Annotated in this window: 12 protein-coding genes; 7 read left to right on the top strand and 5 right to left on the bottom strand. The window is 73.8% G+C overall.

The annotated features are described in order from the left end of the window. Positions 1–323: 323 nt before the first annotated feature. Positions 324–1,226: an MBL fold metallo-hydrolase gene (locus tag ACIPLC_RS23640; RefSeq protein ID WP_400474986.1), complete on the bottom strand. Its 903-nt coding sequence runs from the start codon at positions 1,224–1,226 to the stop codon at positions 324–326. Positions 1,227–1,354: 128 nt separating this feature from the next. On the opposite strand from ACIPLC_RS23640, the gene ACIPLC_RS23645 reads away from it, so the two are divergent. The 4 genes from ACIPLC_RS23645 (at position 1,355) to ACIPLC_RS23660 (ending at position 4,076) form a co-directional block, all read left to right on the top strand. Continuing rightward, entirely contained in the window at positions 1,355–1,597 is a 243-nt protein-coding gene (locus ACIPLC_RS23645; protein WP_400474987.1) for a hypothetical protein, read from the top strand. Further along, positions 1,584–2,990 carry an amidase gene (locus ACIPLC_RS23650; protein ID WP_400474988.1) on the top strand — a complete coding sequence of 469 codons (1,407 nt, stop codon included), beginning with the start codon at positions 1,584–1,586 and terminating at the stop codon, positions 2,988–2,990. Before ACIPLC_RS23645 ends, ACIPLC_RS23650 begins: the two co-directional genes overlap by 14 nt. Positions 2,991–3,149: 159 nt before the next feature. Further along, positions 3,150–3,776 (top strand): TetR/AcrR family transcriptional regulator, encoded by a 627-nt coding sequence (locus tag ACIPLC_RS23655; protein WP_400474989.1) that lies wholly within the window; start codon positions 3,150–3,152, stop codon positions 3,774–3,776. A 99-nt stretch (positions 3,777–3,875) separates the two neighbouring features. Further along, positions 3,876–4,076 (top strand): hypothetical protein, encoded by a 201-nt coding sequence (locus ACIPLC_RS23660; RefSeq protein ID WP_400474990.1) that lies wholly within the window; start codon positions 3,876–3,878, stop codon positions 4,074–4,076. Positions 4,077–4,133: 57 nt separating this feature from the next. Here the strand turns inward: ACIPLC_RS23660 and ACIPLC_RS23665 are convergent, their stop codons facing one another. The 3 genes from ACIPLC_RS23665 to ACIPLC_RS23675 form a co-directional block, all read right to left on the bottom strand. After that, complete coding sequence (locus ACIPLC_RS23665; RefSeq protein ID WP_400474991.1) at positions 4,134–5,102, bottom strand: alpha/beta fold hydrolase; 969 nt, start codon at positions 5,100–5,102, stop codon at positions 4,134–4,136. A gap of 158 nt (positions 5,103–5,260) precedes the next feature. Next, a complete protein-coding gene (locus ACIPLC_RS23670; protein WP_400474992.1) occupies positions 5,261–8,614 on the bottom strand; it encodes a S8 family serine peptidase in 3,354 nt (1,117 codons plus the stop codon). Positions 8,615–9,195: 581 nt separating this feature from the next. Beyond that, a complete protein-coding gene (locus ACIPLC_RS23675) occupies positions 9,196–10,047 on the bottom strand; it encodes a siderophore-interacting protein (protein WP_400474993.1) in 852 nt (283 codons plus the stop codon). An 82-nt stretch (positions 10,048–10,129) separates the two neighbouring features. Between ACIPLC_RS23675 and ACIPLC_RS23680 the strand changes: the two genes are divergently transcribed. Next, complete coding sequence (locus ACIPLC_RS23680; protein WP_400474994.1) at positions 10,130–11,005, top strand: TetR/AcrR family transcriptional regulator; 876 nt, start codon at positions 10,130–10,132, stop codon at positions 11,003–11,005. Between the two features lie 8 nt (positions 11,006–11,013). Here the strand turns inward: ACIPLC_RS23680 and ACIPLC_RS23685 are convergent, their stop codons facing one another. Beyond that, entirely contained in the window at positions 11,014–11,211 is a 198-nt protein-coding gene (locus tag ACIPLC_RS23685; RefSeq protein ID WP_400474995.1) for a hypothetical protein, read from the bottom strand. Between the two features lie 198 nt (positions 11,212–11,409). Between ACIPLC_RS23685 and ACIPLC_RS23690 the strand changes: the two genes are divergently transcribed. Continuing rightward, a complete protein-coding gene (locus ACIPLC_RS23690; protein ID WP_400475040.1) occupies positions 11,410–12,690 on the top strand; it encodes a D-alanyl-D-alanine carboxypeptidase family protein in 1,281 nt (426 codons plus the stop codon). Next, positions 12,687–13,097 (top strand): PPOX class F420-dependent oxidoreductase, encoded by a 411-nt coding sequence (locus ACIPLC_RS23695; RefSeq protein WP_400474996.1) that lies wholly within the window; start codon positions 12,687–12,689, stop codon positions 13,095–13,097. The genes ACIPLC_RS23690 and ACIPLC_RS23695 overlap by 4 nt, the downstream gene beginning before the upstream one ends. Positions 13,098–13,113 lie beyond the last annotated feature (16 nt).

The following is a 13,113-nucleotide window of genomic DNA, read 5'->3' on the forward strand; positions in this document are numbered from 1 at the left end:
GCACGCCACACACACCATCAAATCGTCAACTCCTGGAATCGCCGCGTGCTCGGACACGCACGCCGGTGCCGCCAGCGCCCCGACCGGGGCGGGCGCGCCGACTCTAGGGGATCATCGACATCCGCTGCCAGCGAGATTTCGCAGCTCAGCGGCAGTATCGCCAGATAACCGACAGATCGCGCGGAAATCGTTCCCCGGGAGCCGACTCCAGCTCAGCACCCCTGCCCGGCAAGCCCGTCCCGATCAATCGGGGTGCGGCCGACGGGCCCCAGGCGCAGAACCGGTGAAGGGGTGCGAGCGTCCTGGGGAGGTCGAACGCCGCGTCAGGCGGCGGGGACGGGCAGCAGCCGGTAGGCGCCCCCGTGGGTGCGCACGCGACCGGCGGTGGGCGGCGCGAAGTGGGTGCCGAGCAGGAGGGTGTCCGTGTCGGCCAGGGAGTCGAGGAGCGTACGGCGCGAGGCCTCAGACTGCCGCGGGTCGATGTCGACGCAGGCGCCGATGGCGGGGTGGGCGAGTTGGACCGGGTGGTGGACGCAGTCACCGGTGATCAGCGCCGCCTCGCCCCGATTGGTCAGTTCGACGGCGACGTGGCCGGGGGTGTGGCCCGGGGTGGGCAGCAGGCGCAGGCCCGGGGCGATCTCGACGCCCTCGGCCGGGACGTCGACGAGGTCCAGCAGTCCGGCCCGCTCGACCGGGAGCACGGAGTCGCGGAACATCTGGCCGCGCGCCTCCTCCATGGCGTAGCCGGCCCAGAACTCCCGCTCGGTGCGGGAGGTGAGGTAGCGGGCGCGGGGGAAGGTGGGGACCCACTCGCCGTTCACCTCCCGAGTGTTCCAGCCGACGTGGTCGGCGTGCAGGTGGGTGAGGACCACCAGGTCGACGGAGTCCGGGGGGAAGCCGGCTGCGGTGAGGCGCTCCAGGTAGTCGGTCCGCAGGTGGTGCCAGGCCGGGTTGGCCCGCTCCTTGCCGTTGCCTATGCCGGTGTCGACGAGGACGCGCAGCCCGCCCACGGAGAACGCGAAGCTGTGGCTGTCGAGGCGCAGGGCGCCCTCGTGGTCGGCGAAGTGGGGATGCAGCCAGTCCTGGCCGGTCACCACCTCGGGGGTGGCGTCGGGCAGCAGCCATGCCCCGGTCACGGGTGGCAGGAGGATCTCGTCGATGCGGTGGACGGTGACGTCGCCCACCGCCCAGGAGGGGATGGCGGCGGGGAACGTGGCGCTGGACATGGGGCTCCTCCCGTAAACGCAATGCATTTGCGTTAAGTCAGCGTAGAACCTACAGTCGCCCTAACGCAAACCGTTAGCTTTTGGCGCGGATGCCACCTCGCACCAGCCCCGATCAGGAGAGAAAGCCCATGTCCTCGGCCGAACGGCCCGCCACCGAACTCACGCCGCCCGAGGCCGCCCGCTGGGCCGCCCGGGCCGGGCTCCCCCTGCCCGCCGACCGCCACAGCTCGGTCGCGGCCACCGCCAACCACCTCCTCTCCGTCATCGCGGTCCTGCGGGAGCTGGACTTCGGGGACACCCCGCCCGCCGGCGCCTACCGCGCGGACGGCGCCCACCGCACGGGCGGGGAGGAGCACCATGCAGCCGTATGAGCTCTCCCTCGCCGCCGCCGCGGAGGAGATCCGGGCCCTGCGGCTGTCCCCCGTCGAGCTGGTCGACTCGGTCCTCGACCGCATCGAGCAGGTCGAACCGCACCTCGGCGCCTACGTCACGGTCACCGCGGAGCGGGCGCGCCGGGCGGCGCGCGAGGCCGAGCACGAAGCGGCGCGCGGCCGCCACCGGGGGCCACTGCACGGCGTCCCGATGGGGCTCAAGGACCTGATCGACGTCGCCGGGCTGGCCACCACGGCCAGCTCCCGGGTCCGCGCCGACCACCGCGCGCAGGCCGACAGCACGGTCGCCGCCCGGCTGGCCGCGGCCGGCGCGATCCTGGTCGGCAAGACGCACACCCACGAGTTCGCCTACGGCCTGACCACCCCGCAGACCGGCAACGCCTGGGACCGCGGCCGGGTCGCCGGCGGCTCCAGCGGCGGGTCCGCCGTCGCCGTCGCCGCGGGCGCCGCGACCTTCGCGCTGGGCACCGACACCGGCGGCTCGATCCGCGTGCCCGCCGCGCTCAACGGGGCCGTCGGCCTCAAGCCGACGTACGGCCTCGTCCCCCGCCACGGCGTCACGTCCCTGTCCTGGTCGCTGGACCACGTCGGCCCGATCACCCGGACGGTCGAGGACGCGGCCATCGTCCTGGACGCCCTCGCCGGACACGACCCGCGCGACCCCGCCTCGCTGGCCACCCCCGCCGTGGACCACCGGCCTGGCGCAGGCACGGACCTGGCGGGGCTGCGCGTCGGCGTGCCGCGCACCTACTACTTCGACCACGTCGACGCGGAGGTGGAGGCCGCCGTCCGGCGCGCCATCGGGCACCTGGAGGCACTCGGCGCACAGCTCGTCGACGTCGACATCCCGATGACCCGCTACCTCCTGGCGACGCTGTGGGGGCTGGTGGCACCGGAGGCCGCCGCCTACCACGAGGGCGCCCTGCGGACGGTGCCCGAGCTGTACCAGGCGGACGTCCGCGTCCTGCTGGAGGCCGGCGAGCTGATGACCGCCGGGGACTACCTGCGCGCCCAGCGCTCCCGGACGCTCATGCGGCGGGAGTGGGCCCGGATGCTGGAGGAGGTCGACGTGATCGCCGCCCCGACCGTCCCGGTCACCGCGGTACGGACCGGTCAGGAGACCGTCACCTGGCCCGACGGCACGGTCGAGGGCGTCCCCGACGCCTATGTGCGCCTGTCCGCGCCCGCCAACATCACCGGGGTGCCCGCCCTGTCCGTCCCGGTCGGCCGGGACGCGGCGGGCCTGCCGATCGGCATGCAACTGCTCGGCCGACCGCTCGGGGAGCGCACCCTGCTGCGGGTCGGCCACGCCTACGAACGGACGCAGCCCGCCCGGGCGCTCGCGCCGGCGGGCCTGAGCCCGACGGCCTGAGCCCGGCGGTCTGAGCCCGGCGGTCTGAGCGCCGCGCGCGGGCCGGGGCCGGACCGGACCGGGCGGACCGGAGTGGACGGCTCCGGCCCGGCCCGCACGCCGATCGGACCCCAGGCCCACTCCCCGCAAACGCAAGGATTGTGCTTTAAGGTGTTTATCATGAGTCGCAAACAGATGGTGCGCCCCGGCGGGCGCAGCGCCCGGGTCCAGGCATCGGTGCACACCGCTGTACGTGAACTCCTGTCGGAGGTGGGCCGCGACGCGCTGACGGTGCCGCTGGTCGCCCAGCGCGCGGGCGTCACCCCGTCGACGGTCTACCGCCGCTGGGGCGACCTCCAGGAGCTGCTGTCCGACGTCGCGGTGGAGCGCCTGCGGCCCGACACGGCGCCGGAGGACCACGGCGACCTGCGGTCCGACCTGACGGCCTGGGCCGAACAGTTCCTCGACGAGATGGCGTCCCCCTCGGGCCGCGCCTACATCCGCGACGCCCTGCTCGGCGACCCGGACGGCGGCAACGCCGGCCAGTGCTCGGACTACGCGGCCGAACAGGTCGACGCCGTCCTGAGCCGGGCGAGCGGCCGCGGGGAGGACACCCCCGACGTCGAGGCGGTCATGGACGGCGTCGTCGCCCCCCTGATGTACCGCATCCTCTTCCGTCCGGCCGGCCTCGACCCCGCGTACGCGCGCCGGCTCGTGGCCGAGGTCCTCGCTCCCGACGGGGCCGCTCCGCACGGGGCCACTCCGGACGGGGCCACTCCGGACGGGGCCGCTCCGTCGAGTGGATGATCGTCCGCCCGGGCCAGGGCCGACAGCTCAAGTTATAAGCTGCTACGGGACGTTCACGAGCCCGGCCGCTGGTCGGGACCTCGCCTGGGAGGAAGCGTCGTGGGGAAGAAGATCCCGGTCCGGACCGGATGCCAGAACTGCTCGCGGTGCACCGGCTCGATCGGCGGCAACGCGGCCCGCAAGACGGTGCGGGGGGCCGGTGTGACGCTCGGGGCGGTGGTCACCGTCGGCCTGAGCCTCCTCTTCATCCGGCGGTGCCGCGCCTGCGACCACCCCATGGGCAGCCACCACCACCGCTGATCACACCCGCCGCCGGGGTGCTCCGGCCCGGTCGCCCGGGCCGGAGCCGGGCGGGCGTCAGGCGTCCAGGTGCTTGAGGAAGTCGAGCAGCGCCTCGTTGACCTCGGCCGGGCGCTCCTGCTGCGTCCAGTGCCCCGTGTCCGGCAGCCGGACGTGGCGGTGCAGCCGGGGCACCCGGCTCAGCAGGTGGGCCAGCACCTCCGGCGGGACCAGCGCGTTCACCATGTCCTGTTCGCCGGCCACGTACAGCGCCGGCACGTCGATCGTCAGGCCGTCGAAGGCGGCCATCAGTTCGGCGTTGCGGTCGATGTTGCGGTACCAGTTGAGCCCGCCGGTGAAGGCGTGCTCGCCGTGCAGGGCGTAGTCGGCCGCGAAGGAGTCGACGTCCGCCTCGGTGAGCCAGGCCGGCAGCTGCGCCGGCTCCGGGATGCTGTCCAGCAGGGCCTTGCCCTCGGGCACGACCCACGCCCGCAGCTCCCCGTCGGGGCGGAGGCCGCCGCCCAGGATGCGGCGGAAGCTGGACTTCACGTCGGCCGCCAGTTCGGCGTCGGCGCGGCCCGGCTCCTGGAAGTAGTTCTGGTAGAAGCCCTCGCCGAAGTTCGCCCGGGACTCCCGCAGCGGCCGCGGCCCGCTGGGCAGCGGCGGCACGCTCAGCCCGGCGACACCGCGGACCAGGTCCGGCCGCAGCGCGGCGGTGGCCCAGGCGACCGGCGCGCCCCAGTCGTGCCCGACCACGACGGCCCGCTCCTCGCCGAGCGCGCGGATCAGCGCGGTCACGTCGCCGACCAGGTGCAGCAGGGAGTACGCGTCCACCCGCTCGGGCTGCTCGCTGCGGGCGTAGCCGCGCTGGTCGGGGGCGACGACCCGGTAGCCGGCGGCGGCGAGCGGGGCGAACTGGTGCCGCCAGGAGTACCAGCTCTCCGGGAAGCCGTGCAGCAGCAGGACCAACGGACCCTCGCCCTGTTCCGCGACGTGCAGACGTACGCCGTTCACCTCGACGTGGCTGTGCTTGATCGCGTCAGTCAACTCCCGCTCCCCGGTTCGGTGGAAGGGCCGGCGCATCCGTTTCGCTCCGGCCCTGCCCTGCGCAACACCGCCGGGGCGCGGGGCATTCCCGCCGGCCCCGGGGAAACGGCCGAGGCCGCCCCGGAAGTCCGGGACGGCCTCGGCGTGGTGAGGACGGGTCAGTTCACCGTGTAGCTGTACGGGATCGCCGCGAGCACCGAACCGGTGGTGCCCAGGGTGTTGTTGGCGGTCGCAACCGAGCTGGGGGCGGACACCAGGTACAGCACGCCGTGGACGGTGCTGCCCTTCGGACCGGTCGGGGTGACGGTCACCTGCAGCGAACCGCTGGCGCCCGGCTGGACGGTCACCGGGTTGGCGGCCGGGGCCGAGGCGTCGACCGCCCGGGCGTACGGGTCACCGGTGCTGGAGGCCAGCGCCGGGTCGAACGCCTGGGTGTGCGCGGTCGCGGTGATGGTGGCGGTGCCGGCCGGGGCGCCGGCGGTGCCGAACGGTCCGACCTGCTGCAGGAAGGTGCCCCACACGCCGGGGAGGACCGGCTGCGCCGCGCTGCCGTTGTCGGTCACGACCGAGATGGTCGAACCGTCCTGGGCCTTCTTCAGGTCGCCGAAGAGGTCCGGCGAGCCGGTGGTGCCGGACAGCTCCAGGTGGGCCGGCGTCGAGGAGGCCGCCACCGCCTTCAGCTGGTCGGTGCCCGGCGGGACGAGGAAGGACGGCACCGCGGAGGTGAGGCTCAGCGGCAGGGTGACCGTCGCGGAGGCGCCCTGCGGCACCAGCGGGAGGTCGGCGCGGCGGTCCAGGCGGCCGTCGGCCGAGATCTTCTGGGTGGCGACGGTGTTGTTGGTGTAGTTCACCTGGACGGTGACCGGCTTGCCGGCCGCCAGCTTGGCGTGCGGGTCGGTCGGCAGGCCGGCGGCGGTGGCGCGGTTCTGGTTGAACGCGACGGTGCCGGTGAAGTCCTGGGCGAGCTCCTGGCCGCTGACCGGGCCGAGCACGTTCAGGACGAACCGCCAGCGGCCGGCGGCCGGGTTGACGGTGGTGGCCGAGACGCCGGCGGTGGTGCCGGTCAGGTTGCCCTGCGCGTCGAGCAGGCCGTTGCCCTCGATGTCGATCGGGGTGCCGTTCGGGCTGATCAGCGCGCCCTGCATGAGCAGCTTCGGGTCCTTGGCGACGGTGACGCCGACCCGCAGGTCCTTCTGGCCCTTCGGGACGTCGAAGCCGTACGCGAAGCTCTGCGTCGGCGAGGCGTTGCGGCCGTTGCCACCGGTGATGGTGCCGGTGAAGGTGCCCTTGCCCTGGTCGACCGGGACGAGGCTGCGCAGCACGACCGGGACGCTGGTGGTGGTGCCGTTGGAGCCGGAGACGGTGATCGACTCGCTGGAGTCACCGCTGGTGCCCGGGGTGGTGAGCTGGACCTTCAGGGTCTTGGTCTCACCGGGCTTCAGGTCCGCGACGCTCGGGCCGACGGCGCCGGCCGGCACCGCCCGCTGGGTGGCGGTGCCCAGCTGGACCGGGCCGTTGTAGCCGGCCGCGCCCGCCGGGGTGTACAGGACGGCGGTCCACTCGCCGGCCACCGGGTGCGGGACGTCCACCAGGCCGAAGTCGGCCGGGGTGGCGCCGCCCTGCGGACGGGTGTTGGTCTCGAAGCGGCCCGACGGGTCGAGCAGCGTCATGCGGACCACGGAGCCGTTGGTGACCGGGCTGGCCGCACCCTGCCAGGCGATCGACGCCGCGAGGCGGTCGGCGCCGGCCGGGACGGTGAACTTGACCTGCTTCTGCACCCAGGTGGCGCCGTTGGTGGCGTACTTGAAGGTGTCGGTGGAGGCCGTGTCCAGCTGGACGGTCTGCTGGTTGCTCGACTGCGGCACGAAGGTGCGGGTCGCGCCGCTGACCGTCTGGGGGGCGGAGCTGGTGTTGGTGACGGTCACGTCGGCGGTGTGGGTCGAGCCGGGGTTGCCGGCGATGTCGACCTGACCGGTGGTGACGACGACGGTCTTGCTGTCCGACGCGCCCGAACCGGCGTGGTAGCCGCGGGCGGCCTCGACGGCGGCGCGGACGTTCAGCAGGCCGGCGCCCTGCTCCTCGGCCGGGACGCCGAGGTCCTGGGCGGTGCCGGTGATGAACTTCTTCACCAGCGCCGGGGCGGGCGACTCGCCGTTGTGGGTGTCGCGGTAGGCCTGGATGACCAGGGCCGCGGCACCGGTGACGAACGGCGCGGCCTGGCTGGTGCCGCCGAACGACTGGATCGGCGAACCCTGGCCGCTGAAGCCGGTGCAGTCGGTGTACTTGCTGGTGTCGGGCGAGCAGAGCGCCCAGTCCGACTCACCCGGCGCGACCAGGTCGACCGTGCGGCCGGCCTGGGTGAAGCCGCCCGAGGAGAGCGCGGAGATGCGGTTGTTGCTCCAGGTCTTGTTGGAGAACTGGGCGGCCGCGTAGCCGGTCTGCTGGTAGTTCTGGTTGTCCGTGGAGGCGCCGACCGCGATCACGTTCGGGTCGGTGGCCGGGGTGCCGATGGTGCCGCTGATGCCCGCGTCGCCGGTGGAGACGGAGACGGTGACACCGGCCTTGACGGCCTGGTCGTTGAACAGCGAGATGGTGTCGTGCGCGCCGCTGTCCGGGGTGACGTTACCGCCGAAGGACTCGTTCAGCACGTCGACCTTGGCGACCGAGACCGCGTAGTCGATGGACTGCAGGATCGACGAGTTCGACATGATCTCGCCGCCGGCCCGCAGGGCGACCAGCGAGGCGTCCGGGGCGAGGCCGCGGATGCGGATGTTGCAGCCGGCCGGCAGGCCGCGCGAGGCGTTGACGAACTTCGCGACGTCGTAGACCTGGCGGCCCTGGGCGATCACCGCCGAGGCGTCGCCGAAGGCCTCCGCGCCACCGGTCGGCGCGTTCACGCCGTCGCCCGCGAAGTCCTGGTAGTCGACGACCGCGTGCGAGCCGTCGGCCCGGATGAAGTCCGGGTTGTTCGGGTCCAGACCGTCCGCGATGTAAGCGACCTTGACGCCCTTGCCGGTGGCCAGGTCGGCCGCGCCGGGCTTGCCGTCGGCACCGACGGCGTGCGTCGAGTAGAGGCCCTCCGGCTCCAGCAGCGGCTGGGACGGGTCGGACGGGCAGATCGTGTTGGTCGCGTTCTGCTCGGCGCCCTGGTTGCCGTTGCTGCCCGAAACGGCCTGCGGGGCGGCGGCCTTGGCCGACTTGGCGCCGGCCTTGGTGTCCGCGGCGTCCTTCGCGGCCGCGGCCTTGCCGGCGGCCGGCGGCGCGACGGTGACCTGCTCGTCCGCGACGACCGAGGCGACGGCCGGGTCGGCCAGCAGCGCGGCACGCAGCGCGGGGCTCACCGTGGCCGAGAACGCGTTCCCGACCACGAAGCTCTTGATGTTGGTGCCGCCGTTGGCCTTGACCCTGTCCAGCAGCGGCGCCTGGGCGTTCGCGGCCTTCTGCTTGCGGGCGCCGAGGTGGCCGTTGTCGGCCGGGGCGTCCGCTATCTGGTCCTTGAGAATCACGATCACCGGCACCGGGGTCCCGTCCGCGGACGCCACGGGGGCGTTCTGCGGGTCCGGGAGCGGAGCTGCGTTGGCGCTGGACCCGAAGGTCAGGACCATGGACGCGGCGGTGACCGTGACGGCAGCTGCTAGCTGCGATTTCCGCCAGCCGATCAATGGACATCCTTTCGTCTGATGAGACGTCAGGTTGCACGGCCCAGCGTACGCGGATCCGGGTCGGACGCGTGGTTGCTCCGGACCGCGCGTCCCGACAGCGGTCGCATTCCAGCGCATCCGACACGACCACGACAAGGGGGGAAATCCCCATTAGAAAGTAAAAAAGACCATCAGAAAGTAAAATTCACGGCAGAAATCGGGCCATGTCCGCCCCTTTTCGCTGACCAGACCCGGTCGGAAGTGTGCGATCCCGTTCGAAAAAAGTCGGTGGCGAACTCTGGACAGTGGCGGACCACCGCCACCTGGGACACACCGTCAACACCGCCACACACCCTTCCCACCGCGCCCACCCTGAAACCGGACATGACAGAACGGGCGCCGGCAGGTGCGCGGTGGCCGGAAACCCCGGCCACCGCACGATCGGCACCCGATCAGCCGACGGCCAACCGCTCCCGGGCGTCCGCCAGGTCCTCGGCGGTGGGCGCGTCGTCCTGGGTCAGCCGGTGGCGCCAGTACCCGGTGAAGTCGATCGACGCCTTCGGCACCCCGCGCTCCTCCACCAGGTGGCGGCGCAGCGCCCGCACCGCGCCCGCTTCCCCCGCGAGCCAGGCGAACGGCGTGCCGGGCGGCAGCGCGGCGGCGCGCACGGCCCCGGCCAGCACGACCCCGGGGGTCGCCCCGCCCCGGACCAGCCAGTGCACGGCCAACTCGGCGCGGCTCTCCAGCGGTTGCCGCTCGGCCGCGTCCGCGACCTCGACGAACGCGACCGCCCGCACCCCGGCGGGCAGCGCCTCGACCAGCGTCGCGATCGCCGGCAGCGCCGTCTCGTCCCCGGTCAGCAGCACCCAGTCGGCAGCGGCGGCGGCCTCGGCGAGCGGGACCGGCGGGGCGTACAGCGCCGAGGGGCCGACCAGGCCGAGCCGCTGCCCGGGCTCGGCGCGCTCCGCCCAGGCGGCGGCCGGGCCGGCGTCGCCGTGCAGCACGAAGTCGATCTCGACCAGGCGGGTGCCGGGCCGGCGGCGGCGGAGGGTGAAGCTGCGCAGCAGCGGGCGCCCGGCCTCGGGGATCGCCAGGTAGGCCTGGTACCAGCTCATCGGATCGTCGCTCTGCGCGGGCAGTTCGGGCACCGCCTGCCCGGGGCGGGGGAAGCACAGCTTCACCTGCTGGTCGGGCGCCGTGCCCACGGAGTCCGCCAGGGCCTCGGCCTCGAAGGTGACCCGGGCGGTGCGCGGCGTGATCCGGCGGACCTCGACGACCTCGACGAAGGTGACGGGCAGTGTCATCGCGAAACCCCTTCGATTGATAACCTTACGACATAAAGAGTTGCCGTGGTCGAAGATACTTTACGCCATAAGGAGTTGCCGCATGGTCGTCTACGCCGGACAGGGCGACGCCCACCGGTCCCTGTCCCTGCTCTGGGGCACAACGCCGGAACCGCGCACCGGGCGCAGCGGCCCCAAACCGGGCCTGAGCGTCGACGCGATCGTGTCAGCCGGAATCGCGGTCGCCGACGCGGACGGCATGGCCGCACTCTCGATGCGCGCCGTCGGTGAACGGCTCGGCCGCACCGCGATGGCCCTCTACACCTACGTCCCGGGAAAGGCCGAACTCCTCGACCTGATGCACGACCGGGCGCTCGCCGAACTGCGCCTGGGCGTCGTGGACTCGGACGGCTGGCGCGCCGCCGTCACCGCCTGGGCCGAAGAGCTGTACGCCTGCTACCTGCGCCACCCCTGGATGCTCCAGGTCTCCCAGGCCCGCCCGGTGCTCGGCCCGGCCGAACTCGCCGCCATGGAAGCCCTGTTGCGCGCCCTGCAGCCGGCCGCCCTCGCACCCGCTCGGCTGCACGGCGTCGTCGCGGCGCTCTGGCAGTTCGTCCGCGGCACGGCCGCCGTGGCCGCCGAATCGCGCGGCGCCGCCGCCGCGACCGGCATCGCCGACGAGGACTGGTGGACCACCCGATCCGCCCGACTCGCCGAACTGGCACCGGACTTCCCCGAACGCTTCCCCCTGCTGACCGCCCTCCAGGGCGCCGCCGACGGCACCCCGCAGGAACGCGACCGGGCGGCCTTCCGCACCGGGCTCGCCGTCCTGCTCGACGGCGTCGCGGCCTCGGGGTCAGGGCCGGCCTCGGGGTCAGGGTCGGGGTCGGGAGCAGGGCCGGGGCCGGGAGCGGGGTCGGCCGCCGACCAAGCCGCCGATCGGGCCGCGGACCGAGCCGCCGATCAGGCCACGGGCTGAGCCGCTGATCAGCCCCGGCGGGCCGCCGGGATCGCCAACAGGATGCCGAGCACCAGCAGGGTGGCGTACCCGGCGGTCTCATGGCCGTCCGGGACCAGGAAACGGACGAAGCCGAACAGCCGGAAGCCCCCCAGCCGGTCCGCCACCAGGCCGGACCCGCCTCCGAGGATCAGCACGAAACCGAGATAGCCGAGGAGCGTCTTCATACCCCGAGCCTAGGCAGCGCCCGGCACCCGGGAATCCGACTTTCGGCGCGACCGCGGATGACCAAAGTCGTCCCGGCGCCTCCCCCGGCCGCCCGCAGCCTCCGCCCGCCGTCCCAACGCCGTACCACCCGGGATCCGGACGGAGCAGCAGGCGCGGCGGCCCGGCGGCGCCCCGGGTACGTTCGCCGTGTGCAGCAGATGCCACAGATTGTCAGCAGGGTGGCGGCGGCCGCAGCGGCGTCCACCCTGGTGCTCGCCGCCGGCGCCCTGACCGCCTCCGGGCAGGACGCCGCCAGTGCGATCGGCGGCGAACGGCTCGGCCGATCCGCCGTCCAGGTCGCACCGCAGGCCGGCGCGCCCGCGCTGCCGCCCGAGTTGACCGGGCGGTCCTGGCTGGTCGCCGACGCCGACACCGGCGAAGTCCTCGCGGCCCGCAACGCCCACCTCCAGCTCCCCCCGGCCAGCACCCTGAAGATGCTCTTCGCGGACACCGTGCTGCCCAAGTTCGACCGCGCGGCCGAACACAAGGTGACCACGGCCGAACTGGCCAACGTCGGTGCCGGCAGCAGCCTCGTCGGCGTCAAGGAGAACCTGCCGTACCGCGTCGAAGACCTCTGGCGGGGCGTCTTCCTCAGCTCCGGCAACGACGCCGTCCACGTCCTCGCGAACATGAACGGCGGCCTCCAGCAGACCGTCGCCGAGATGCAGGACCGCGCCCAGACCCTGCAAGCCCGCGACACCAAGGTGATCTCCCCCGACGGCTACGACATGGACGGCCAGGTCTCCTCCGCCTACGACCTCACCCTGTTCGCCCGCGCCGGGCTGCGCAACGCCGACTTCCGCTCCTACTGCTCCACCCGCACCGCGCACTTCCCCGGCGGGCTGGACAAGCTCACCGGGCAACGCACCAGCTTCGACATCGCCAACACCGACCGGCTGCTCGGCAAGTACCCGGGCCTGATCGGCGTCAAGAACGGCTACACCACCAACGCGGGCGCCACCTTCACCGGCGCCGCCCAGCGCGGCGGCCGCACCCTGCTGGTGACGGTGATGCACCCCGACGCACAGGCACGGGTCTACGACGAGGCGGCCGGCCTGCTCGACTGGGGGTTCGCGGCGGCCGGCAAGGTCCAGCCCGTCGGGCAGCTGGTGGAGGACACCTCCGCCGCCCGCCCGGCCACCACCACCGGCGGAGGCGGCACCGCCCCCGTCGCCCCCGCCGCCCAGGCACACCCGCAGGCCGTCCACGGCCGCGACCCCGGCCTCGCCCCGGCCGCCTGGACGGCCATCGCGCTCGGCGCCGCACTCGCCCTGTGGGCCGCCGGGCGCACCGCCGTCCGCCGCCGCACCGCACGCGCCGCCGCCGCCCCGGCCGCACTCCCCCATCCGGGCGCCACCGCCGTCGGCGGGCGCGGCCGCCGCGGACTGGCCCGCCGGGCCCGGGCCCTGGTCAGGGACGCCCTAGACTTCCGGCCATGACCACGCCCGACCCCTCCGCCCCGGACCGGCTCGCCCGGATCGTCAGCCTCTCCGCCGGGAGCTACCTGCTCGTCACCACCTACAAGAAGGACGGCAGCACCGTGCCGACCCCGGTGTGGGTGGTCCGCGACGGCGAGGCGCTCGGCGTCTGGACCGTCGCGAACTCCTGGAAGGTCAAGCGGATCCGCAACCGCGCGGACGTCCTGGTGGGCCCCTGCGACGTCAAGGGCCGGCCGACCGGCGAGCAGTACCCCGCCACCGCCGAGATCCTCGGCCCCGAACGCACCGCCGCCTACCGCACCCTGCTGCGCCAGAAGTACGGCCTGCTCGGCGTGCTCACCCTGCTCGGCAGCCGCCTGCGCCGCGGCGAGCGCGGCACCGTCGGCATCCGGATCACACTCACCTGACGCGCCGCCCGGCGGA

The organism is Kitasatospora sp. NPDC086801 (assembly GCF_044745805.1).
Taxonomy (GTDB): domain Bacteria; phylum Actinomycetota; class Actinomycetes; order Streptomycetales; family Streptomycetaceae; genus Kitasatospora.

Excerpts from the sequence above, each read along its gene's own strand:
- ACIPLC_RS23690 (WP_400475040.1), top strand. The coding sequence starts at position 11,410 with ATGCCACAGATTGTCAGCAGGGTGGCGGCGGCCGCAGCGGCGTCCACC.
- ACIPLC_RS23655 (WP_400474989.1), top strand. The coding sequence starts at position 3,150 with ATGAGTCGCAAACAGATGGTGCGCCCCGGCGGGCGCAGCGCCCGGGTC.
- ACIPLC_RS23680 (WP_400474994.1), top strand. The coding sequence starts at position 10,130 with ATGGTCGTCTACGCCGGACAGGGCGACGCCCACCGGTCCCTGTCCCTG.
- ACIPLC_RS23675 (WP_400474993.1), bottom strand. The coding sequence starts at position 10,047 with ATGACACTGCCCGTCACCTTCGTCGAGGTCGTCGAGGTCCGCCGGATC.
- ACIPLC_RS23640 (WP_400474986.1), bottom strand. The coding sequence starts at position 1,226 with ATGTCCAGCGCCACGTTCCCCGCCGCCATCCCCTCCTGGGCGGTGGGC.
- ACIPLC_RS23695 (WP_400474996.1), top strand. The coding sequence starts at position 12,687 with ATGACCACGCCCGACCCCTCCGCCCCGGACCGGCTCGCCCGGATCGTC.
- ACIPLC_RS23685 (WP_400474995.1), bottom strand. The coding sequence starts at position 11,211 with ATGAAGACGCTCCTCGGCTATCTCGGTTTCGTGCTGATCCTCGGAGGC.
- ACIPLC_RS23645 (WP_400474987.1), top strand. The coding sequence starts at position 1,355 with ATGTCCTCGGCCGAACGGCCCGCCACCGAACTCACGCCGCCCGAGGCC.
- ACIPLC_RS23650 (WP_400474988.1), top strand. The coding sequence starts at position 1,584 with ATGCAGCCGTATGAGCTCTCCCTCGCCGCCGCCGCGGAGGAGATCCGG.